The organism is Bacillus sp. PK3_68, from assembly GCF_003600835.1.
Classification (GTDB): domain Bacteria; phylum Bacillota; class Bacilli; order Bacillales; family Domibacillaceae; genus Pseudobacillus.
This window is the reverse complement of the sequence record NZ_NQYC01000001.1, coordinates 4,279,152-4,301,903: the sequence shown is the minus strand read 5'-3', so window position 1 is coordinate 4,301,903 and position 22,752 is coordinate 4,279,152. Positions and strand designations below refer to the sequence as shown.

Below are 22,752 nucleotides of genomic sequence, written 5' to 3'. Positions count from 1 at the left end.
AAAAAAGGGGCTTTTTTCGGAAAAGCCCCTTTTGTTTTTTACCAGTTTTTATGATCAAGATGTGCATACTTTTCAAGGAGACGAGTCGGCATTTGCAATGCATCTTTTCTGAATGGCGGTGCCAACTGTGTACCGTCTACAAGAATATCAATAACTGTTGGCTTCTTGGAAGCTAGCGCTGTTTGAATTGCTTTTTGTAAATCTTCTGGATTATCCACACGGATGCCTTCTGCCCCCATGCTCTTCGCCACTTCAGCAAAGTTCGGGCCTTCGATGTCTGCCCCGACAAACCGATTGTTATAGAAATCCACTTGGTTTTTCTTCTCAGCGCACCAAGCCCCATTATTAAATACACAAGCGATAACAGGTAGGTTCTGTTCTACGGCTGTGCTCACTTCATGAAGACTCATGCCCCAAGCGCCATCACCAACAATACAAAACGCTGGAGAAGATGGATCAGCAAGAACAGCCCCCATAGCAGCCGGATAAGCGAATCCGCAGTTACCGAACGTTAACGCAGCCAAATGCTTGCGCGGCTGATTGAATGTTAAATAGGCATTGGACGTAGACGATGTATTGCCAATATCAGAAGCAACGACTGCATTATCTGGAAGCGCACGGTTAATTTCAAGCAAGGCTCTTCGTGGATTCATTGGATTACCTGGAACCATGGCTAAATCAACAAGCTCTTGCTCCCACTTCTCTTTCTCTGCTGCAATTTTTTGCAGGCGCTCCTTGTTTGGCTCGAAAGAAGCCCCGCTGTTTTCCAAGCGCGTTAAGATTTCTGCTGTTGAATCATAAGCATCACCAAGAATCCCTACTTCGACTGGATGTGTTCTTGCGATATTGCGATGGTTGATATCAATTTGAATAATCTTCGCATTTTTAGGAAAATAATCAATATCATAGCATGGAAGAGTTCCAAATACAGACAATCTTGTACCGATCGCTAACAGCACATCCGCTTCCTGTAAAGATTGCATTGCTGCTTTTGATCCCATATAACCAATCGGTCCAACCGCTTGCGGATGATCAGCTGGGAAGGCATCATTATGCATGTAAGAAACAGCTACCGGTGCACTTAATTTTTCCGCCAAATCTTTTACCAAGTCAACGGCATCTGCATCCACAGCTCCTCTTCCGGAAATGATAACAGGGTTTTTAGCTGTTTTTAATAGTTCCACTGCTCGATCGACTGCTGCAGAATCGCCAAATCCTTTTTTCTCTACACGATACTGGGATGGTTTTAAAATATAGTCTTCTACTTCGCCGTAGAAATAGTCACGCGGAATATGGTAAAGAACTGGGCCGCGTTCTGCATAAGCAAGACGGAAAGCTGTGCGCAAACAATCTGCCACGCGGCTTGGATGTGTTACTTTTACTGTTGCTTTTGTAATTTTGTCGAATACAGAAGCTTCATCACACTCTTGGAAACCATCCCAACCGATTGTTTTCGTACCAGCTGATGGAGCAATCACGATCATTGGTGTATGCGCCATATTAGCAGCTGCTACTGAAGTAACCATGTTCGTAACCCCTGGCCCATTTTGTCCGATGACGACTCCCGCTTTTCCAGTCACCCGTGTAAAGGCATCTGCCATATGAGCCGCACTTTGTTCATGACGTACTGGAATAAATTTGATCCCCGCTGTTGGCAGCAAATCAAGCATATCCATGAAAGCCGACCCTAAAATCCCATACATTTGATCGATGCCTTCAGCAAGCAATGTTTCAACAATTGCCTCACTCGGTGTCATCTTTAATTTTTTTCCTTGCATAACCTCTAATTCTTTTTCTGCTTTAACCATTTACTCCTCATCCTCTCTTTTTTGATTCACTTTTATCGTTAAAATTATTTAGTATCATTAAAAACCTCAAACATGGTATTAACAAGGAAGTGAAGATCTTCCTCTGTAGAAGAAAGCGGTGGTGCTACAATGAGCACATTGTTGAATCCCGGAACTGTATCACCGTTTCGTCCGATAATCAGTCCTTTTGATTTACACTTGGCAATGATGCTGCCGATGATTTCATCAGAAATCGGCTCCTTTGTATCCTTATCTTTTACGAGCTCTAAGCCGTATAAGAACCCTTTTGATCTTACTTCCCCTACGTATGGATGGCTCGCTAGCTCATTTAATTTACCTAAGATTAGTTCTCCAAGCCGGGCCACTCTTTCTACAATGCCTTCTCGCTCAATAATCTCAATATTTTTCAGAGCAACCGCACAACTTGCTGGGTGTCCTCCGTACGTTGAAACGTGGCGAAGGTGGTTGTCTGTTCCTTTTTCCTTGAACTTTTCATAAATGCGGGAATGAACGGCTGTTGCCCCAAGCGGCAAGTATCCACTTGTCAGTCCTTTCGCCATTGTAACGATGTCAGGCTGTACACCTGCTGAATGCATGAAGCCGAACATCTTGCCTGTACGCCCAAAACCGGAAACCACTTCATCGATAATGAGCAATACATCATGCTTCTTGCAAATGTCAGCTACTCGCTGCAAATACTCGCTCGAAGGGACAATCACGCCACCTCCGGAAATAAATGGTTCCATGATCACTGCTGCGACTGATTCGGCTCCCTCCCACGTAATCATCTGGTCAATTTGATCCGCTGCTACCTTATCACAATTTGTTACTTCTTCACCAAACGGGCAACGATAGCTGTACGGAGGTGGAACATGCAGGAAGCCCGGCACGCCCGGATCGTACTTCACTCGTCTGTTTGCTTGCGCCGTTGCACTTAATGCACCGAGAGTTGATCCATGATAGGCCCGGTACCTGGAGATAAATTTATATTTTCCTGGATTTCCGTTTTGTTGATGATATTGTCTCGCAATTTTGAAGGCGGTTTCATTTGCTTCAGAACCGCTATTCGAGAAAAAGGTTTTATAGGAATCTCCCAGTAATTCGCTTATCTTCGCAGATAATTCAATCGCCGGCTGATGGCTTAACGTCAGCGGAAAATAGGAAAGCTTTCTCATTTGTTCTGCAGCAGCTTCTACAATTTCCTCGCGACCGTGCCCTAAATTTAAGCACCAGAGCCCTGAAACTCCGTCCAGATAACGTTTTCCTTCAAGGTCTGTGAACCATGCACCCTCGCCTGATTCAGCAATCATTGGCTGTCCGCCTTCTACATGGCGGCTCATCGCGTGCCACAAGTGGTCGTTATCTTGTTTCACCAGCTTTTGATTATCTTTCACTTCCAATTGAGCCATCCTGTTTGCCCCCTTTAACAAGTATTAATAACTAGCTAATCATCTATTAAACTCAGCTGCTGCCGCAGCGAATTTACAAGAAAAAGCTTTTACTTTCTTTCGTTCTCCTCCTCTGCTCTTCTCTTTGTCATATCATGTCGTCAGGTCGTCCGTACCAGTTTGTGTACCTCTCTGTTGTTATTTATATTAAATCATACGTTTTGAAAATATTCAATCAATTCTAAATATATTATTTATTGCAAATTCTATTTATGCTTATCTGCATTTTTAATAGACAGGGAACGACAGAATACCCATCAAGAAACAGCTCTTCCCCTTATCTAGCCGTCCCCTCTTCAATTGTTCTTTTTACTTAGCTTCATACGAAATGAGTACATATCAGAGCGGAAAGAGGCCACGTAGTATTCAACCAGCCTGCCAGAGTGATCCCAAAGCTTTCGCTCCGTATTTAACACATTGAACAAATCAGGCACATCTAACAATTCAGCATCTTCGGCGCTTAAAAAGCCGCTCGTAAGCAATTGCTCTGCCTCCGCTAACTGAATGCCAAGATTTTCTTCCATTAAATCAAAAAGAGTCCCTTTATCAATATCGAATTCAGCTAATTTACTACCAATATCGACAGGATAATATTGCAGTTCAATAGCGAGTGGAATGTCGTTAGCATACCTAACTCTCTTGATAAAATAAGCGATTTTAAAGCCTGTGGCTTCGATGATATCGGCTGGTGGATTAATTACCCCATGTGTAACGAGCTTAGCTCCCGGCTCCATCCCCATTTTCCGTATCGTTTCTGTCGTACTTGTTAATGAACCGAGCCAATCTTGAATAGCTTTAGAAGAGATAAATGTTCCTTTGCCATGGACTTTTTCAACAAGCCCTTCTCGAACAAGGTGGGCAACCGCTTCTCTCACCGTACTTCTGCTCACTTCATATTCATCCATCAGCTGACGCTCACTCGGAATCTTGCTCTGGTACCTTCCTTCATGAATTAATCCTTCTATCTTGTTCCTTAACTGAATATGAAGCGGCACCGGATCTTTAGGATTTAGCTTCTCCACATGCATACCCCTTTCTCCATCATTTTTAAGCCTTGCCAAAAAGCGGTGATTCTTCCTTCTTCTCATCTTGAGATGATTTTATAAAATTGTAACACATTATTAAAAAACAGGTATCAACAGAATTCAATATAGAATTCTATCGACACCTGTTCTTAATGAATCTTACTAGATTGTGAGAAAACAAGGTCTTTTAATTTTTTGCTTGTCAGCTGTAGAGCCTCTTCAAAATAGACCATGTAGAATTGCCTTGTTAACTTTACACCATCAATCTTTACTTCTTTTAATGTCCCCAGCTGCAGCTCTTTTTTCACGGCTGATTTTGAAATGATTGAGATACCAATATCCGCTTCTACAGCGCTTTTAATAGACTCTGTATGTTCTAACTCCAATACCGTCTTTAACTCGTTGGGGTCTACTTGATTTTTTCTTAAACTGCCTTCAATAACTTGTCTGGTGCCAGAACCTTTCTCCCGAATAATGAATGGAAGGGAAGTGAGCTCTTCTTTCAATATGCTATCGCTAATAATAATTTGTGAAGAGCTGGAAGCAATCAGGATTAATTCGTCTTCCTGAAATGGGATTTGTTTCAAATTAGGATAGGATAGCATAGATTCAATAAATCCGAGGTTTAATTCATGCTTATACAATTTCTCAATAATTTGCTCCGAGTTGCACATTTTTAAATGAACATCGACGAGCGGGTAGCGCTTTTTATAGTTTGCAATTAAAAACGGCAACACATGCTCGCCAATTGTCAGGCTGGCTCCAATGTTTAAACTGCCGGCGACCTCTCCCTTTAATTCTTGCAGTTCATTTTGGATTTCGTTCATTAAAAAAAGCATTTTCTCCGCTTTTTTATATAATATTTGACCTGCCGGTGTTAAATCTACCTTTTTGGTTGTACGTTCAAATAGCTTCGTTTGAAGCATATCTTCTAAATGTTTAATTTGTAGACTGACAGATGACTGGGAGATATGCAGCTCTTTCGCCGTCTGTGAAAAGTTTTTATTGTTTGCTACCGCGTAAAATAACCGTAAGTATTCTAAGTTCATTCGTCTTCTCCCCTCTGTTTCCTCTTTCATTATAAATGAAGCAGAAGGAACTTTTCACTCAAATCATGCGGAAGATGAATAAAACCAGAGGAGAAAGCGCCAACAGACCAGCAAAACCAACAATAGCAACTCCTACTGGCTTCATCCCTTCTCTCGCAAAGTCTTTGTAATTAACATTTAATCCAAGCCCCGCCATCCCCATTGCAAGCAAGTATGTGCTTAACAAAAGCAAATAGGTGACAACACTCTCCGGTATGAAATCAAGGGTGTTAATAAAGCTGGCGAATAAAAAACCAAAAATAAACCATGGAATCGGCAGACTTTTCAATCCTTTCTCCGTCAATTCCTTTCTATTAATGATCAGGCTGATGATTAAAGCGACCGGTATTAATAAAAGCACTCTTCCAAGCTTCACTACGATAGCTGCCTGGCTGCTTTCTGCCCCTCCTGGTACAGCTGCAGCGACAACATGGGCCAGCTCATGCAGTGTCGCTCCTGTCAATACACCATACTCATACTTACTGATTGGTAAATGGGGGAATAAAAAGATATAAAGAAGTGCACCGATCGTTCCCAAAATAGCGATACATGAAACAGCGATGGCTGTGTGCTCTTGTTTATTCTTAATGATGGGCGCTACCGCAATAATAGCAGCAGCCCCACAAATAGCTGTGCCTGCCGCAATCAACATTGATAGGTGTTTGTCTAATTTGAATACCTTTCCTAAAAGCAGAATAAATGTCATTGTAAAAGCGATGACAAGCACATCTGTTGCTAACACAGCATAACCAGCTGCGGCAATATCCAGCAAGTTCAGTCGAAAGCCCAATAAAATAATTCCCGCGCGCAGCAATACCTTGCTGCTGAATTGAATGCCTTCCTGATAGTCAGCCTTAACTTGAGCAGTATTTTTCCAAATCATGCCGATTAAAATAGACAAAATCATAATCCCCATGATTTGAAAAAAAGGAAGTTTGGCAATGAAGCCCGCAATCACTGCAATAAGAAAAGTTAACGCCACTCCTTTTGCCACTCTATGGGGCTTGCTTTGTTTTTTCGGTCTCTCCTGTGCATAGGATTGCATTCTTTGTGCTTCCAACCTGACCACCTCCGTATTAGTTAAATTAAACGTATCACAGTTTTGCCTGATCATTATTTTGATTATGTGATAAGTGTTATTGTATTCTTTCATGGAAAGTAGCCGTTTTAGATGGTTAGCTGCTACTAGTCACCTTACAGGAGTCAATTTGCATTCCTAACCGACACTTTTATCAAACAAAAAAACGACCTGTAAAAGGCCGTTTTGCTAAATACTTATTTCTTATCTCTTCGGTTTTCACTTCTATTTTCTTCTTTGTTTTCTTCCCTGCTTTCCTCTTTTCCAGAAGGCCGTCTTCCCCACCAAAACTCATGAACGCGCCGCATATGTTCTTCACGTTCCATGCGTTCCTCGCGCTCTTCCCCTGCCATTTTATGATCCGGCTTATGGTGCTTGTTTTTCATGTTAAACTCCTTCCGCATGTTATTTTGTCATAACATCTTATGCGCTGTGGAGAAAAAGGTGCAGGGATCAACCCCTTATATAAATAAGTCACCTGTTATCTTTTAGCTGCTCGAAACCCAGCTGCTTCCGCTTCTGCTTTTGTGCAAAACATTTGCTCCGGCTTTGTTATGTCATAGGATTGATTTCCAGGAATGTGGTAGATTTTTTCGCCCGAGCTTGAGATATTGCCTTTAATTTTGCAATCGTCCGCTGGAGCAGTCCTCTTTTCTTGTTTTACTGATTCTGCGTTATATCCGCGATCCGTTACGTAATCCTCCACTGACCAAATGCCCAATCGCTGTTCACGTGCTTTCTGTTGTACTCGTTCAAAGCGATCAACATATTTTGTATTCGGCGGAAAAACCGCCACACGAGCCAGCCCTTTTGCAATCAGCTGTTCATTCACTAACTTGTCGTTGAGCCAAACGTAAGCAAGCACCCGGCCATAGCGGTCACGCTCTTGTACATCCATTTCCAACGATACTTTCTTATCGGTCAATAGCGTCTTAGTATAAGCAGAAGCCTCCGGGCCAAAAGGCTGAACGCCAAGCCGCGGGTGCTTTGTTTCTGGCGTGTCGACCAATGTCATTCGAACCCGTTCTTTCTTTCCATTTGCTAATTGAACATCGAAAGTATCACCATCAACTACATAAACGACAGTACCTGCCAAGCCCTTATCACTGTCGGTCTCATCGTTGCTGTTAAAGGCCGCAGACTTATCTGTTTCTTGCACTTTCCCTGCATTGTCAGACTGCTGATTTTCTGTGCTTCCCTGTTGTTCTTCTATTGCACAGCCACTAACCATTAAAAAAATAGCTGTCAGTAAAATTAATTTAATCTTACTCATAACAAACACCTTTTCTTCGATTCTATTCTTTAGATGTGTATGCATAAAAATAGTGTAGTACATCATCTACATATTGCTCGCTGTGATTATAGGAATAAATAGCTTTTTTCAACTGCCCATCAGCTGCCCCATGGGCTTTTAAATAAGCAGCTGCACTAAAAACAGCGTCTTCAAGATCAAAAGGATCCGCTTTTCCATCTCCATTCGCATCCACTCCGTATCCCCCATATTTCTTTATAATGGCCGGGTTCACTTTGTCTTTACTTGAAATATTTCCTTTTCCAAGATCGCTGCACGTAGGATGACTCCATCCGACAAAGGTGCATGGCATGAATTGCATAGGCCCTTCTGCGCCGGCTGGTGATATCATCGATTCCATTGTTGAAAACTTGGTTTCTACCCGATGATGGGCAGCTAACAGCTGCCAGGGCACGCCGTACTCCTTCTCTGCAGCTTTATATATAGGGACATATTCCTTTGGGATAGACGGTTCAATAACAGTGTCTTTAGGGGCGTTTCCCTGATGGAACGCCACATATACCATTGCAATTATAAATAGTAAAAAAAATAATTTTCGTTTTACCGATTTTTTTAGCTTTCTTTTTTTCATGGTGTTCTCCTCAATTAGAAAGTCGGTTCGCATCTATATTAGATAACTGTAGAAAAATCTGCAAGCAATAACGATGCTCACCTAAAAAGGCCGTCCTGCATTCGGCAGAACGGCCAACCTAAATTATTATTTTCTAGGAGAACGGAACGCCTTCATCATGTCTTTTCTTTCTTTTGCAAGTGACTTATACAAGGATAGCATCATTAATATAATGATTGCCGAAAACGGAAGAGCAGCTATAATAAGAGCATTTTGCAACGCCTGAAGCCCTCCGCTATATAAAAGAATAACTGCAGTCAGTGATTGAGCAATCCCCATGCTAATTTTACACGATTCGGAGGAGTAAGTGAACCGTAGGTTGTTTGCATTCCCAATACAAAAGTGGCTGAATCAGCAGAGGTAATAAAGAATATGCTAACTAAAGCAACAGCTATGACCGAAAGAACAGAAGACCATGGAAGCTCATGAAAAATAGCAAACAGGACTTCTTCTGTTGCATTCTTTGTTAAATCTACGGCTCCTGATATTTGCAAGTCTATTGCTGAAGCTCCAAATACAGCAAACCATAAAAAGCTCACAAGCGCCGGCATAATCAATGTGCCAATTAAAAACTCACGGATCGTCCTTCCTTTAGACACACGGGCGATAAAAATACCGACAAATGGCGACCATGAAATCCACCATGCCCAATAGAAAATAGTCCAACCATTAATCCAGGAACGATGCTCTTCATTTAAGGGAGCAATCCGAAAACTCATCGTCGCCAAGTTTTGAAGGTAGGTGCCAATTGTATCCGTAAATAAATTCATAATAAACAGAGTAGGACCAAGGATAAGCATAAGCACTAGCAACACAATAGCTAAAAGCATATTCGCATTGCTCAATATTTTAATTCCTTTTCCCAGCCCGCTGATAGCAGAAGCCATAAATAAAATGGTTACAACAATAATAATAATCAGTTGCACAGAGAAGTTAATCGGTGTACCAAACAAATAAGAAAGACCACCATTAATTTGGGCCGCCCCAAAGCCCAATGTAGTAGCTACCCCCACTACTGTAGCAAACACAGCCATCACATCAATTACTGTACCGAGTGGCCCTCTTGCCCTTTCTCCTAAAATCGGGACAAGCGTTGCACTGATTAAGCCAGGTTCCTCTTTACGGAACTGATAATAGGCCAGTGCCAATGCCACAACAGCATAAATAGCCCAGGCATGAATGCCCCAGTGGAAAAATGTGTAACGCATGGATTCTTTCACGGCTGCCTCTGAGCCTGCTTTTGCTAAAGGAGGGTCAATCGCAAAGTGGCTCAACGGCTCTGCTGCCCCCCAAAATACTAGGCCTATTCCCATACCTGCACTAAACAGCATAGCGAACCATGAAGGAGTAGAATAGTCTGGCTTCTCTCCAGGCTTTCCTAACCTAATAGATCCTACCGGGCTGAAAATTAACAATAAACAAAATAAGACAATCACCGCGACTATAATTAAATAATACCAGCCAAAGGCTGAGGTAATAAACGTTTGAATGTTATTTGTGACTTGCTCGAATGTTTTTGGTGCCGCTACGCCAAATATAACAGAAGCAAGCACTAATGCGATCGTAATCCAAAATACACTTGAAATTTTTTGCACAAAATTCTCCTTTCTATATTTCACCTGACTAATGCACATGGGAATGGGCAGTATATCCACAGATTTTCTCTGCGCTTATTCGACAACCTATATAACCCTAACAAATAACCGGTATCCAATCAAGTAAAGGGATCTTTCCCTATAATTACTCTTACCATAAATCCCTCTAGTATTCTTGTCATAAAAAAGCTCTGCCGGTATTGAGGAACCGACAGAGTGAAGTGATATCGTTATAGCTCATTCATATATGGAGTGGTTTCTTTTTCCATTTCGCTTTTGTATAATTGCGATAAGCCATATGTCCGCTTTTCTGCATCCGAGATCGCGGTTCTCATTTGCTTTTCTTGTTGCTTTACCTCTGCCAACTTTTCCGTGAATTTTTCAATTTTACGCTGGATCTCTTGCTTATTCAGGTTCAATTGTGCAAGTTCATCATTGGAACGATGGATTTCTTCAATTAGCTGCGGTTCATAGTCATGATATTTTTCCAATACTAAATCGCTGATTTCATTGAACACTTTGTCAATTTTCTTTTCAATCTGGGCTTTTTCCGTCTGATGATAGCTTGATTTAATAAAAGTGGTAACGGACCGAACGATCCCTTTTTTCGCATTTTCCTGTTTAGCCAATTTAGCTTCCACTTTCTTCAACTCCTCTTGCAGCCTGTTATTCTTGACGCTAAGTTCGCCAAAATAGGGCCGTGCCGGGTCTTGCTTTAACATCTGTATCAGTTTTTCTCGCAGTTGTAGATTGTACGCTTCTGTTTGACGAAACACAGCTTCTTCCTCTTTTAGTTCTTCTCTAAGAATGTCCAATCCCTTTTTCCAATCATTTTGCTTTTGCACCATTTCATTTACTGAACGAAGCATCTTGCGGTAATCAACAAACCGCTGGTTCCAGGAATGAGTAATTACTGCAAGGTCCTCCTCTTCCTCCGACGCACCATCCGCTAAATAAGGAAGAATTGTCTCAAACAGAGCCATCGGCAGCAGACCCTTATTAAATAATAAATTTTGATAACGGTAAAGGATACCTCCACCTTTAAAAATGAGTGACAACAGTAAGTCAGGGTTTGTCATCCATGAAAAATAAGCAGCTTCCTGCGGGGCAAAAGCAGCAGCGGGACGCTCCCTTGAGAAGCATTGAAGCAAATATTTGTAAAAGCCAAAACCCGTCTTTTCCACGATGGAGGTAAAAACAGCAAAAGCATCCTCCAATAGCGCTATTTGCAATTCTTCTGCTGTCCATTCTGATAAATGAATCTGCTCCTTAATTTGTTCCTGTTGGTAAGAAGGCAAATGTTCAACAAACATCAGAATTTCGTCTACCCAAATAGCTGTCTCCGTTCCTTTTTCAGGCTTAGACTGCTGGGCATTCATATGCGTATATAATTGCGCCATTTCCCAGTGAACAAGAAACTTCACTTTATTTTTTTCAGGAAAGCGATCAAATGCTTTGGCAAAATCCTTATATTGCTTCTGAAGCTGTAGAAAAGCTTCGTCAATTATTTCTTCACATTGCTTCATAACCTTGTATGGGTCATCAAGCAGACGCATAGGCAGTTTAAGTGTTTTACTTAACTCCAGCAGCAAATCCAGCTGCAGTTCCTGATCTTCTACTACGTTTAGCTTATCAGCTTCCTTTTTAAGCCATTCATAAAAATGAGCAGACTGTTCTTTTGAAACTAAATCTTTTGTTTTAGAAGAAACAAGATCCCAAAAGTTTAAATCATGCAGCATGACATATACAAACCGTAAGTGAGTCCCTTTTAGAGACACAAGCGAATGTGCCAATTGCCGGCCTTCTATCATAAGCAATCCGTCCAATCTATTCAAATTATTTGTATATCATTATATATCAAAATAACAGAAGAAGGTATTTGCGCAAAGAAAATCGCTTTTCTTAATCTAACCGTCGAATTTTGTCTAAAACTAATCAGTCGGTTTTTTTCCAAACCATTGCAAAATAAGGAAATATTTTTTAAAATTGGTATATAATTCTGAAATTTATGTAATTTCAGGAAATTCATTTTAGGAGGATGTTCATGGGAAATCAAAAGCTAAAACCCCCACCGCTTGGAGCAGAAAAAACTACTTATGAAAGCATTGCCGAAAGCCCGAAGTTTAAACAAATGGTGAAAAGTAAAACCAAATTTCTTGTCCCTCTTTCAATCTTCTTTCTGCTATTTTATTTTTCACTGCCACTGCTTACATCCTACTCAACCATTTTAAATAAGCCGGCGATCGGTTCGATTTCATGGGTTTGGATTTTTGCTTTTGCCCAATTTATCATGACTTGGGCGCTAAGTATGATCTATGTAAAAAAAGCTAATCAGTTTGATCAAATGTCTGATGATATCTTAAACGATTTACAAGTAGAGAAAAAAGGAGATCAACCGTTATGAGTGTCATTGGGTTAGCGTTTTTCGTTGGAATAGTCGGACTCACGCTTGTCGTTACGTACTTTGCCGCTAAGCGTACAAATACAGCAAGTGAGTTTTACACAGCGGGTGGCGGGCTGACAGGCTGGCAAAACGGACTGGCTATTGCGGGAGACTACTTGTCGGCAGCCTCATTTCTTGGAATAGCCGGGGCTATCGCCTTAAATGGCTTTGATGGCTTCTTTTTCAGCATCGGCTATCTCGTTGCCTATTTGGTCGTACTTTATCTAGTCGCTGAACCATTGCGCAATCTGGGTAAATATACGCTGGCAGATATGATTAATGCCCGCTTTGACCAGAAGAAGGTAAGAGCTACTGCGGCTCTGAGTACCATTACAATTGTTATTTTTTACATGATTGCCCAACTCGTAGGAGCCGGTGCTCTTATCCAATTGCTGTTGGGGATTGATTATTGGATTGCCGTCTTAATTGTCGGTGTGATGATGACTGTTTATGTATTGTTTGGCGGTATGACAGCAACGAGCTGGGTGCAAATTATTAAAGCTGTTCTGCTTATGATCGGTACTGTTATTATTTCTTTTCTCGTATTAATGAAATTTCATTTTAACATCTTTGAAATGTTCTCTGACATGAAATCCGCCACTTCACACGGGGAAAATTATTTAAATCCTGGTGTGAAATACAAAAATCCTATCGATACGCTTTCTATGACGATGGCTCTCGTATTTGGGACCGCTGGTCTTCCGCATATCCTTATGCGCTTCTTTACTGTAAAAGATGCAAAAACGGCAAGAGGCTCCGTCGTTTATGCTACATGGATTGTTGGTGTTTTTTATATTCTTACCATCTTCCTTGGCTTCGGTGCTGCCGCTTTTGTTGGTTCCGATAAAATTATCTCTGCCAACGCGGCTGGAAACATGGCAGCTCCCTTGCTTGCTCAAGCATTAGGCGGCGACATGCTGATGTCATTTGTATCCGCCGTGGCATTCGCCACGATTCTTGCAGTAGTAGCTGGTCTCGTTTTATCAGGAGCATCCGCCTTCGCCCATGATATTTACGGAGAGATTATTAAAAAAGGAAAGGTGACGGAAAGACAGCAGATGCTCGCTGCGCGCTATGCCTCCATTTCGGTTGCTATTTTTTCTATTTTGCTCGCTCTGTTTGCTCAAAAAATGAACGTAGCTTTTCTCGTTTCTCTCGCCTTTTGCGTAGCGGCCAGTGCAAACCTTCCTGTTATTTTGTACACGATCTATTGGAAGCGCTTTAACACCATCGGCGCCATTTCTGCTATGTTAACTGGATTGCTTTCTGCGTTAATGTTGGTAGCCATCAGCCCGAACGTATTAGGCCCTGAAGGCACAGCCATTTTTGTCGGCAGCCCGCTGTTCCCTCTTACCAATCCAGCAGTTATCTCTATTCCAGCCGGTTTCCTTGCCGGGTATGTCGGTACGGTACTTTCTGCTAAAGCAGATGCCCGTAAATTTGCTGAAGTCTCTGTAAAAGCAAATACTGGATTTAAAGGGTAAGTCTATATGAAACAGCAGCCAGAATCGGCTGCTGTTTTTTGTTTCCCTTTTAGTGCCTTTTCCATCCAGATAAGAGTATAATAGTTTAAAAACAGGAGATAAAGATGAAAAAGATATTTGTATCTACCCTATTCATTTTTTGTGCCGCTTTTTTGTCCCCTTCTTTCTCAACAGCTGCAGAGACTACCTCTTTCGAGAAAAAAGTAGCTGCCCAATTATCAGCTATTACAGACAGCAGCCAGTTTATCGTTGTAGAAGGAAAGACAAATCATTACCAAGCCGTATTAAGAACATACGAAAAAAGAGGCGATACCTGGGTGCAAACGTACAAAACTGCCGCTGTGATTGGTAAGAATGGCCTGTCTCAGTCAAAAAGAGAGGGGGATGGCCGCACCCCTGTTGGTTTATTTCCTATTGGTGAAGGCTTTGGATTTGCTCCAAAACCAGCTAATCTAAACATACGGTATACGCAAACGAATAACTATCATTATTGGATAGACGATCCGTCTTCACCAGACTACAATCAGTGGATATATTATAGAGGCAACCCCAATAAGCGCTGGAAGTCCTACGAACGGCTGAATCACTTTTTGTATAAGTATGCAGTTATCATAAAATATAATGAAAAGCCTATTATTACAGGAAAAGGGAGTGCCATCTTTCTTCACAGATGGCGACAATCGACAAGTCCGACAGCTGGATGCGTAGCGCTTAATGAGAATCACCTGTTAAATGTGATGCGCTGGATCGTGCCGGCCAAGCAGCCTAAAATCGTGATTGGCGATCAATCTTCCATCGTCACTCAGCTTAAAAACTACAAGAATTCTGCCAAGTGACTATGCCATCCATTCAAAAACTCACTGTTTGGTTAAAAGATAGAGGATGAAGGATAGAAAAGGCCGTCCCTCTTTTCTATCCCTCTTGCAGTTGACTTTGTTGAATGTCTCTCCAATCCCTCTAAAAGCTGCTTAATTTTTTAGAGCCTATTAAAAGAATGTATTCCATTCCCCATCAAATATGTATTTGCCCACATTCATGTTGTAGACTTGGAGGCTTGTGTATCCTCCTCTTTCTAGACTCACACAAAAGATTTAAAAAGTTTAAGAAACAAAAAAGCACATCACCGTAATAAATGATGTCCTTTAAAGCTTACTTACATCTGTTCTATTCTATTTTTCACAAGTGCTAAACCATTGTTAAGCTCTTCTCTTAGGACTTGTTCTTTCTTGGCAAAATTAGCTGTTGGCTCCTGCGAACGCAAGGCCAGCTGAATATATTGCTTATAGGTAATATGAGCATCAAGTAAAATAGCGTACACCTCTGTCATTTCTTCTGGCGGTTCCGATAGCTCAAATAACAAGTCGCGGCATTTTTCTGAATCTTGTCTTAATGTCTTCACCATATTGTCATACCGGAAAGAGCTGTTGCTCCCTGCTACTATTCCTTCGCCATAGCGGCTAACCACTCCTTGGTCATTCGCATAGCTAGAAACGATAGACTCCGCCTTATAGGCATTTTTATCCATCAGCTCATAAATCACTTTTATCTGCTTCGCATAAGCCTGTTCGTTTCTATACTCTTTAAAATAATAAAATGATAGGCCCGTAAACAGTAAGGTACCACAAACAATCAATAGGAGAGACTTTGCAAAATAGCTCGTTTTTATGGAGGAGCGTCTAACAACCATTTATTATCACCTGGCCCTTTACTGTTTTACTAAGCTCATTTATTATTTTTAAGCTTGCCTTGCAGAAATTATATCATAGAATCTCCAATAAAAAATGGAAGTTTACAGTATTTAACAGAATTGATATATTTGTAAGTAACCATGAAAAAACCTGTCAAACGATGACAGGTTTTTGACGATTAAATTAATTCCTCTACCGCTTTATATTCATATCCAAGGTCTTTTGCTACCGCTTCATATGTTACATGACCTTTATACGTATTGACTCCAAGCTTTAATGCAGGGTTGTCCTGGATTGCTTGATTAAATCCTTTATTAGCCATTTGTAAAGCATAAGGAATAGTCACATTTGTTAACGCTACCGTAGAAGTGCGTGGAACTGCTCCAGGCATGTTAGCTACAGCATAGTGAACAACGCCATGCTTTTCATACGTTGGATTGTCATGTGTTGTTACATGGTCAACTGTTTCAAAGATACCGCCTTGGTCAACCGCTACGTCTACAATAACAGATCCCGGAGACATCGATTTAACCATTTCTTCTGTTACAAGCTTAGGCGCTTTTGAACCTGGAATTAATACCGCTCCAATGACAAGATCAGATTCCTTCACTGCTTCAGCGATATTGAACGGGCTGGACATCAGTGTTTGTACACTTGATCCGAAAATATCTTCAAGCTGGCGCAGACGATCTGCACTCAAGTCAATAATTGTTACTTCAGCTCCGAGGCCGGAAGCGATTTTTGCTGCATTTGTTCCTACCATGCCGCCACCGATTACTGTTACTTTACTTTTCTTTACTCCTGGTACTCCACCGAGAAGAACACCTTTTCCGCCTTGATTCTTCTCAAGGAATTGTGCACCAATTTGTGCGGCCATGCGGCCTGCTACTTCACTCATTGGGGAAAGCAGAGGAAGGGTACGGTTCACTGATACCGTTTCATAAGCAACGCCTGTTACACCGTTTTCTATAAGCGCTTTTGTTAAAGCCGGCTCTGCTGCAAGGTGTAAGTACGTAAATAACAGTAAGTCTTTACGGAAATATTGGTATTCCGATTCGATTGGCTCTTTGACTTTTAAAACCATCTCAGCTTGATCCCATACATCTTTTGCTGAATCAATCAACTGTGCACCGAGTTCTTGATACTCTTCATTAGTGAAACCGCTTCCAAGCCCTGCATCCTTTTCCACTAACACTTTGTGTCCTGCTCTAACTAAAGTAGTAACGCCAGCTGGAGTGATCGCAACACGGTTTTCGTTGTTTTTAATTTCCTTAGGAATACCAATAATCATTTGAACATCTCCTCTTCTTTTCAATATACGTCTATATTATGCTAATTTCCCGGTCAATTCATCATTGTAAATAAAAAATTCAAAGAGATGTTTTTGTGATTTTTTACAAACTTTCCTCCTCTAATTGTTTAATGAGTAAATCTAGATACAAAGTAATTTTTTGGTTTGCATCTTTTAAATTGATCCCAGCTATTTCAGATATCCTTTTCAGTCGGTAAGCAAGCGTATTGGCATGAATATGTAACGCTTTAGCTGCATCATTCATGTTTCCATCATGATGTAGGAACACAAAAATAGTTTCCTGCAAGTTGGCATGATGATCACGGTCATATTGGCTTAATTTTTCAATGGCCGGATTGGTATAACCAGATTGTTTTCTGATCGCAGCCAAATCTTCGATAAATTGAAACACGCCAAGCCTATCGTAGCTAAAAATAGAAGCGGCAGCTAATGAGAACTGCTGTTTCACCTTCAGTACATAAAGTGCCTCCTGATAGCTTCGGGCAAGCTCCAGCGGATTATTAGTTACGCTTCCTGAAGCGGCAATAATCCCTGTAATTTGCTGACGTTCTTTGATTTTGTTGATGAGATTATTGGTAAAATCACCAATGGCCTGTTCTGTCTCTTTCTCTGGCAGCCTCACTAGCAGAATTAACTGTCCGTTATCAAAGGTCCTTGCTATGATGGGCAGCTGTTGCATGGTTTCTACTAAGTAACTGGTTTGGCGTTCGACTGGCTGGCTAATTGGCTGTAAAAAGTCTAAAATCACGACTGCCAACGCACCCTTCAGCACTAAATTGTAACGTTCATTTACTTGTTCTAAATCTCTAAGCCTTGTAAAGTGACCGGTCAGCAGTTTCCAAAAAAGTTCTTCATAATTCTTTTCAGTTTCCGTTTTCTGTTTTTGGCGCTGAATAAGCTGATTTTTTACCGCTTTTGCTGCTTCCTTTAAAATCATGATTTTCTCTTCATTGAACGGCTTACGCGGATGCGCCCAAATAAAGCCGACAACTTCTTTATTCTTACGCACTGAAATCGCCACGCGCTCCCTGATCCCCACCTGGTCAATCCTAGGAACTGTAACCGGCTCCTCTGTTTCGAACAGCTTTGGTATCGCTCCTACTTTCCACAAGCTATTAATAACATTTTCCGGCACACGCCTGCGCATAATGGTTGCAATCCTGACAGGATCAACTTCATCTTCGTGTCGGCTATAGGCAATGATACGGTGATTGTCATCTTCTATTGTAATCGGACATTCCAGTTCTTCACTAATTAAATCAGCAAGCACTTCAAGGGATTCATATTCCTTGGAGAAGAAATTCCCAGTTACTTTTTCCATATAACCACTTTCTTTCTTTAATTTCATTCTGTACCAACATTATATTATTAGACCGCGTTGCTTGAAAGCTATTTTTAATTTATTGTCCATTAACTGACAGAAAACTGTGCTTAACAATATATTTTCTCCTTTAACAGGAAAACGGAGCTGCCGGGAATTGGCATACTCCGTTTAAAAGGCTGAAATTATAAGATTAGCAGACAATCTACTAAATTGGCAGGCAAATGGGAAATGAATACTAGAAGGCTAGTGATCGGGAGATTATTAATATTTTCGAGAATCGCAGTTTGGGCAAATATACACATCTTCTGCATCAAAAATGGAGCCGCACTTCGTTTGTTCGAGAACAACAAATGCTTTCTTCAAGTCAGCACGGACTCCTTCCCACCCGCATTCGCACTTGATTTGATTGAAAGATCCGAACTTGTAAATACCGTAGTTCATAAAATTCACCCCTTTTTTAAATTTTCAGAAAAACTTCTGTGTAATTATCTTACCCAAAAAAGACCAAAAAATCAATTAAATGATTGTGAATTTTTTGTTAATTTTTTAAAGTCAAGTCTTGTTTTTATTTTATTACTTACTTTTTACCCATTTATCGTTTCACTTACCAACAAATAAAAGGAGTGAGGAAAAACGAAAGGATGCTCTAATCGCTAGAACATCCTTCTTTACCTAAAAGATCTTATTTTTCGTCAACCAGTGTCTTAACATCTTGAACAATTTCTTCAAATGGAACTTCTTCTGCTCCGCTATAATTTTTTACTACTTTTCCTTCTTTATTCACTAAATAAAAGCTTGTACCGTGAGTGACTTGATTGGAATTAGGATCGGGAACGGCCAATGTTTGCAGATTCTTTTCTGCAAAATCACGGATGTATTCTGGATCATACCCCGTCAGCAAGTCCCATTTCTTTTCATCCACCTCAAAATGAGAAATGTATTCTTTTAACTTATCAGGTGTATCAACCTCTGGATCGACGCTAAACGATACGATACGATAGTCCTCTACACCTTCTTTTTTAAGCATCTTTTGCAGATCCGCCATATTCTTTGTCATCGGTTGGCAAACCGTTGTGCAGCTAGTAAAAATTAAGTCAGCGAGCCATACTTTTCCCTTTAAGTCCTCTAAGCTGACTTTTTTATTGTTTTGGTTCGTATGCTCAAAGTCTTGCATTTCGACATCCATGTTGCTTTCAAAATTACTTTTGCCGCAGCCAGCTACGAGCAAAATAACCGAAAGCGCTGCAATCACTAAAAAAGAGCGCGAATAATTCAATTTATTTTCCCTCCTGCAATAGTCTAGTAAATCTAAAATAATGTTATTGTATATATCCAACAAATACAACGGCAGGCGATTGGTTATCTTGAATAATTTATGAACACGCCTGCCTATTTATGCTAGTTATGTGGAGGAGAGCGCTAATTGAAATTGTGTATGACTGCCACTTTGCGATGATATAACTTCGAGCCGGGCATCAATTCTTTCCTTTAGCTCGGGCACATGAGAGATTACACCAACGAGCCGTCCGGAGTCCTGAATCTCCATTAACGCTTCAATCGCCTGGTCTAACGATTCGGGATCAAGCGTACCAAACCCTTCATCAATAAACATTGTTTCCAACGATACCCCACCTGCATATTGCTGGACGATCTCCGCCAAGCCGAGAGCAAGCGCAAGTGCCGCCTTAAAGCTTTCGCCCCCGACAATGTTTTTACGTGCCGTTCCTGGCCAGTATACTGGTCAAAAATTAACAACTCCAAACCGCTTTGAGCATTTCCTTTTGCCCGATCTGTTTTGCGGTGCATCGTGTAACGCCCACCAGTCATTTTTACGAGCCGCTCATTTGCCACAACAAGAATATCATCAAGAAAAGCAGCTAGCACATATCGTTCAAATGTTAATTTATGCACATTTTTGCCGTGCGTGATCTCATAAAGATGACCGATTAAGCTATAGTCTTTCTCCAAATCTTGTAAATGCTCATTCACAGCTGCCACTCTTCCTACGATGCGCTGACAGTTGCTGATTAAATGGTTAAGAGCAAGCCGTTCCTTATCTTTCGCAGCTATCTGCTCCTCAATTTCAGCTTTTTTTGTGATTAATGAGGCAAGATCCGGCTTTTCAATGCCCATTAGGCTTTCTGTAAATTCCTTCAATAGATCGGATACGGAGCGAAAATGCTCGTGAAAGGAATGGATCTCCTGTTGCAATTTCTTTAATTCCGCTTCCGTCCTTTTGCTTGCTGAATAGTGCTTAAAATCAGCAAATCCATTTTGCTCCATCAATTGTTTAAAACGCGCTCGTTCAGCATCTAAGCGTTCTTTTTGCTGAGCAATTGTACTTTGTATCTCCTGTAAGCCTGCTTCAACAGCTGCAAGCGCTGTTTCTGCAGCCTGCTTTCTTTTTAAGGCTGCCGCCAACTGTTCCTCCAAACGCTGCCTCGTTTCTTCAGCTTGCTCGACCGCCTGTTCATACGCTTCTTTTTGCTGAAGCGGCACCGGAATGTTCTTTAACAATTCGTCTACATGTGACTGCTTGCCAGCATATAATTCACGCGCTTCTAGTTCTTCTTGCTGACATGCTGCTAACTCAGCACGCAGCTCTTTCCATTGTACATTCAGACGGTTTCGTTCTTCAGTCCATGCCTTCTTTTGCTGCAGCTTTTCATTCGCTTGCTGAATAGCTCGCTCGGCAGCTGCCTGAATAGAAACCAGCTGTGCTTTTTGGCCGTCTATATTTGACCAATCCACTTTTAAATGAAGCTCTTTCGTTTCCTGCAAGAGCTCGTTTAATACCTCTTCTTCCTTCTGTAAATGAATTTGAATACGAGCCAGCTCACGGGCAGCTTCATGCTGTTCTTTTTCAGCTTGTGCTGACACCTTTTTGGCCGCTTCAATTTCTTCTTTCTCCGGAGCATCAGCATGAGCTTTTGCCGGAGATGGATGATGAGTGGAACCACAAACAGCACATGGCTCTCCAGCAATAAGAGACTGCGCCAACATGCCTGCCTGTTGTTTCTGCCAGCTTTCTTCAAGCTTTTTCACATTCATCGCGGCTGCTTCTAGCCCTTCCTTTTTTTCCTTAGTTAGATGTTGCTGGTTTTGCTCCTGCTCTTTCAAATGTTTGATCCGCTCAGTTATTTTACTAATCTTCTCAATCAGCTTTATTTGGGCTTCAGCCTGATAGCCGTTCTTCTCTTCATCGTAAACAATTTGCTGCCAGCGATCGAGGGAAGACAGCTCCTCTTCCAGCTTTTCTATTCTTGTTTCTATTTGTACGGACTGTGCAGAGAGTGCTTCCCGTTTCTTTTCACATGCTTTCACTTGGACATTCAAGCGGTTTAACATCGCTTTTTCCGCATCCAGGGAATAGACCGATTCTCTAAGCGCAATCAGCTTGTTCAGCCTATCGGCCGCTTCTTTCCGCTCTGCTTCTCTGCCATTTTCCTCTTGCCACTGCTGTTCAGCTTTTTCCAGGGCTCTTTGATGATTGATAAATGTTATGCGTGATTCTTCTGCCCTTTTTACATCTTCATCCAGATGTTTCTTTAACTGCATGCACAAGTCTTCCTGGTGCCCTAAGTTCTTTGCCTTCTCTGCCCGTTCAATTTCTTTTGTTTTTTCGGCGATTTCAGGCGTTCTAGCTTCTAGTCCTTTTTTCTCTTCCTCCAGCTCATCTTTGCGGGCGATTTGCTGGATAATGTGCTTTGTCTGATGAATATTTCGGGTTAATTCATCACGTGCATTTTGTTGTTGTTCAATTTCCTCTTTCATTCCCACTAACTTTTCCGACAGAAAATCAATATCTACTTTTAATTGTGAAAGAATGGCTGCCTCGTTTCGAGGATCTTGCTCAAGCAGTTCGCTCATTTTGTCGGTGGCGGGTTCGATGCTGTCCAATAATTGCGCTCGTTCTTTTTGCCCACTTTCCACTTTCTTCGCTAATTCATCTGCCTGGTGCTTTAACTTGTCTTCTATCAATTTATAAAATTGAGTGTGAAACAAGCGTTGCAGCACTTTCTCCTTCTCTTTGCTGTCGGAAACGAGCAGCTTTCTGAACTCGCCCTGGGGAATCATCAATATTTGTCTAAATTGATTCGCATCAAGCTGGATAATTTCTTTTACCTTTTCGTCCACTTCTCGGACATTTGCTGCAATCAATTTTCTCTCTCCACTGTCATCGATTTCATAGAGTTCTGCTTTTGCAGTAATAGTCCGAAACCCTTCCCCGCGCTCTTTTCTCTTTTCCTGCTGGGGAGAGCGGTAAATCAGATAATTGCGTCCCTTCAAAGAGAATTCGAGCGATACCTCTGTTAACAGGCTGTCTGCGGCAAACTGGCTGCGCAGATCGCTTCCCGTTCTCTCTTCTCCACTTGCCCGGCCGTATATGGCAAAGCTAATCCCATCAAAAATAGTTGTTTTTCCGGAGCCGGTTTTTCCTGAAATGACAAACATGGTCCGATTCTCCAGTTGCCTGAAATCAATCTCTTCCCTCCCCGCATAAGGGCCAAATGCCTGCATGATTAATTTGACTGGC

17 protein-coding genes and 3 pseudogenes are annotated in these 22,752 nt (G+C 41.4%); 3 read left to right on the top strand and 17 right to left on the bottom strand.

From position 1 onward, the window contains the following. Positions 1-38: 38 nt before the first annotated feature. From xsc to CJ483_RS21485, 10 genes and pseudogenes are all read right to left on the bottom strand, one after another. Positions 39-1,808, bottom strand: a complete 1,770-nt coding sequence (xsc, locus tag CJ483_RS21530) for a sulfoacetaldehyde acetyltransferase (RefSeq protein WP_120037494.1) — start codon at positions 1,806-1,808, stop codon at positions 39-41. A gap of 44 nt (positions 1,809-1,852) precedes the next feature. Then, the gene (locus CJ483_RS21525; RefSeq protein ID WP_120037492.1) at positions 1,853-3,217 is read right to left on the bottom strand and encodes an aspartate aminotransferase family protein; all 1,365 of its coding nucleotides are present in this window, start codon (positions 3,215-3,217) and stop codon (positions 1,853-1,855) included. 335 nt (positions 3,218-3,552) lie between these two features. Beyond that, positions 3,553-4,284: a GntR family transcriptional regulator gene (locus tag CJ483_RS21520; RefSeq protein WP_182917125.1), complete on the bottom strand. Its 732-nt coding sequence runs from the start codon at positions 4,282-4,284 to the stop codon at positions 3,553-3,555. A 146-nt stretch (positions 4,285-4,430) separates the two neighbouring features. Beyond that, positions 4,431-5,330, bottom strand: coding sequence for a selenium metabolism-associated LysR family transcriptional regulator (locus tag CJ483_RS21515; protein WP_120037490.1), 900 nt, complete (start codon positions 5,328-5,330; stop codon positions 4,431-4,433). A 58-nt stretch (positions 5,331-5,388) separates the two neighbouring features. Further along, positions 5,389-6,438, bottom strand: a complete 1,050-nt coding sequence (locus CJ483_RS21510) for a YeiH family protein (protein WP_481747752.1) — start codon at positions 6,436-6,438, stop codon at positions 5,389-5,391. 206 nt (positions 6,439-6,644) lie between these two features. Further along, on the bottom strand, positions 6,645-6,833 hold the full coding sequence (locus CJ483_RS21505) for a hypothetical protein (RefSeq protein WP_120037488.1): 189 nt from the start codon (positions 6,831-6,833) through the stop codon (positions 6,645-6,647). 95 nt (positions 6,834-6,928) lie between these two features. After that, the gene (locus CJ483_RS21500; protein ID WP_120037486.1) at positions 6,929-7,720 is read right to left on the bottom strand and encodes a thermonuclease family protein; all 792 of its coding nucleotides are present in this window, start codon (positions 7,718-7,720) and stop codon (positions 6,929-6,931) included. Between the two features lie 22 nt (positions 7,721-7,742). After that, positions 7,743-8,330 (bottom strand): lytic transglycosylase domain-containing protein, encoded by a 588-nt coding sequence (locus CJ483_RS21495; RefSeq protein ID WP_120037484.1) that lies wholly within the window; start codon positions 8,328-8,330, stop codon positions 7,743-7,745. Between the two features lie 126 nt (positions 8,331-8,456). Next, positions 8,457-10,003 (bottom strand): annotated as a pseudogene (locus CJ483_RS21490) (glycine betaine uptake BCCT transporter). A 191-nt stretch (positions 10,004-10,194) separates the two neighbouring features. After that, positions 10,195-11,757, bottom strand: coding sequence for a hypothetical protein (locus CJ483_RS21485; protein WP_120037482.1), 1,563 nt, complete (start codon positions 11,755-11,757; stop codon positions 10,195-10,197). Positions 11,758-12,008: 251 nt separating this feature from the next. Between CJ483_RS21485 and CJ483_RS21475 the strand changes: the two genes are divergently transcribed. The 3 genes from CJ483_RS21475 (at position 12,009) to CJ483_RS21465 (ending at position 14,727) form a co-directional block, all read left to right on the top strand. Then, positions 12,009-12,368, top strand: coding sequence for a DUF485 domain-containing protein (locus CJ483_RS21475; RefSeq protein WP_120037478.1), 360 nt, complete (start codon positions 12,009-12,011; stop codon positions 12,366-12,368). Beyond that, positions 12,365-13,891: a solute symporter family protein gene (locus tag CJ483_RS21470; RefSeq protein ID WP_120037476.1), complete on the top strand. Its 1,527-nt coding sequence runs from the start codon at positions 12,365-12,367 to the stop codon at positions 13,889-13,891. The genes CJ483_RS21475 and CJ483_RS21470 overlap by 4 nt, the downstream gene beginning before the upstream one ends. A 104-nt stretch (positions 13,892-13,995) precedes the next feature. Then, positions 13,996-14,727: a L,D-transpeptidase family protein gene (locus tag CJ483_RS21465; RefSeq protein ID WP_120037474.1), complete on the top strand. Its 732-nt coding sequence runs from the start codon at positions 13,996-13,998 to the stop codon at positions 14,725-14,727. A gap of 317 nt (positions 14,728-15,044) precedes the next feature. Here CJ483_RS21465 and CJ483_RS21460 read toward each other — a convergent pair whose 3' ends face one another. The 7 genes and pseudogenes from CJ483_RS21460 to CJ483_RS25860 all read right to left on the bottom strand — a co-directional run. Continuing rightward, entirely contained in the window at positions 15,045-15,578 is a 534-nt protein-coding gene (locus CJ483_RS21460) for a hypothetical protein (protein ID WP_120037472.1), read from the bottom strand. Between the two features lie 179 nt (positions 15,579-15,757). After that, positions 15,758-16,870, bottom strand: coding sequence for an alanine dehydrogenase (ald, locus tag CJ483_RS21455; protein WP_120037470.1), 1,113 nt, complete (start codon positions 16,868-16,870; stop codon positions 15,758-15,760). Positions 16,871-16,973: 103 nt separating this feature from the next. Then, positions 16,974-18,239: a PucR family transcriptional regulator gene (locus CJ483_RS21450; protein ID WP_120037468.1), complete on the bottom strand. Its 1,266-nt coding sequence runs from the start codon at positions 18,237-18,239 to the stop codon at positions 16,974-16,976. Positions 18,240-18,476: 237 nt separating this feature from the next. Beyond that, positions 18,477-18,656, bottom strand: a complete 180-nt coding sequence (locus CJ483_RS21445) for a hypothetical protein (protein ID WP_120037466.1) — start codon at positions 18,654-18,656, stop codon at positions 18,477-18,479. A 241-nt stretch (positions 18,657-18,897) separates the two neighbouring features. Then, positions 18,898-19,491 carry an SCO family protein gene (locus CJ483_RS21440; RefSeq protein WP_120037463.1) on the bottom strand — a complete coding sequence of 198 codons (594 nt, stop codon included), beginning with the start codon at positions 19,489-19,491 and terminating at the stop codon, positions 18,898-18,900. A gap of 126 nt (positions 19,492-19,617) precedes the next feature. Continuing rightward, a pseudogene (locus CJ483_RS25865) lies at positions 19,618-20,171 on the bottom strand (SbcC/MukB-like Walker B domain-containing protein); the annotation flags it as partial. A 1,992-nt stretch (positions 20,172-22,163) separates the two neighbouring features. Next, positions 22,164-22,736, bottom strand: a pseudogene (locus tag CJ483_RS25860) (AAA family ATPase); the annotation flags it as partial. Positions 22,737-22,752: the final 16 nt, after the last annotated feature.

Excerpts from the sequence above, each read along its gene's own strand:
- CJ483_RS21505 (WP_120037488.1), bottom strand. The coding sequence starts at position 6,833 with ATGAAAAACAAGCACCATAAGCCGGATCATAAAATGGCAGGGGAAGAG.
- CJ483_RS21470 (WP_120037476.1), top strand. The coding sequence starts at position 12,365 with ATGAGTGTCATTGGGTTAGCGTTTTTCGTTGGAATAGTCGGACTCACG.
- xsc (WP_120037494.1), bottom strand. The coding sequence starts at position 1,808 with ATGGTTAAAGCAGAAAAAGAATTAGAGGTTATGCAAGGAAAAAAATTA.
- CJ483_RS21515 (WP_120037490.1), bottom strand. The coding sequence starts at position 5,330 with ATGAACTTAGAATACTTACGGTTATTTTACGCGGTAGCAAACAATAAA.
- CJ483_RS21465 (WP_120037474.1), top strand. The coding sequence starts at position 13,996 with ATGAAAAAGATATTTGTATCTACCCTATTCATTTTTTGTGCCGCTTTT.
- CJ483_RS21495 (WP_120037484.1), bottom strand. The coding sequence starts at position 8,330 with ATGAAAAAAAGAAAGCTAAAAAAATCGGTAAAACGAAAATTATTTTTT.
- ald (WP_120037470.1), bottom strand. The coding sequence starts at position 16,870 with ATGATTATTGGTATTCCTAAGGAAATTAAAAACAACGAAAACCGTGTT.
- CJ483_RS21450 (WP_120037468.1), bottom strand. The coding sequence starts at position 18,239 with ATGAAATTAAAGAAAGAAAGTGGTTATATGGAAAAAGTAACTGGGAAT.
- CJ483_RS21475 (WP_120037478.1), top strand. The coding sequence starts at position 12,009 with ATGGGAAATCAAAAGCTAAAACCCCCACCGCTTGGAGCAGAAAAAACT.
- CJ483_RS21460 (WP_120037472.1), bottom strand. The coding sequence starts at position 15,578 with ATGGTTGTTAGACGCTCCTCCATAAAAACGAGCTATTTTGCAAAGTCT.
- CJ483_RS21500 (WP_120037486.1), bottom strand. The coding sequence starts at position 7,720 with ATGAGTAAGATTAAATTAATTTTACTGACAGCTATTTTTTTAATGGTT.
- CJ483_RS21445 (WP_120037466.1), bottom strand. The coding sequence starts at position 18,656 with ATGAACTACGGTATTTACAAGTTCGGATCTTTCAATCAAATCAAGTGC.
- CJ483_RS21525 (WP_120037492.1), bottom strand. The coding sequence starts at position 3,217 with ATGGCTCAATTGGAAGTGAAAGATAATCAAAAGCTGGTGAAACAAGAT.
- CJ483_RS21520 (WP_182917125.1), bottom strand. The coding sequence starts at position 4,284 with ATGCATGTGGAGAAGCTAAATCCTAAAGATCCGGTGCCGCTTCATATT.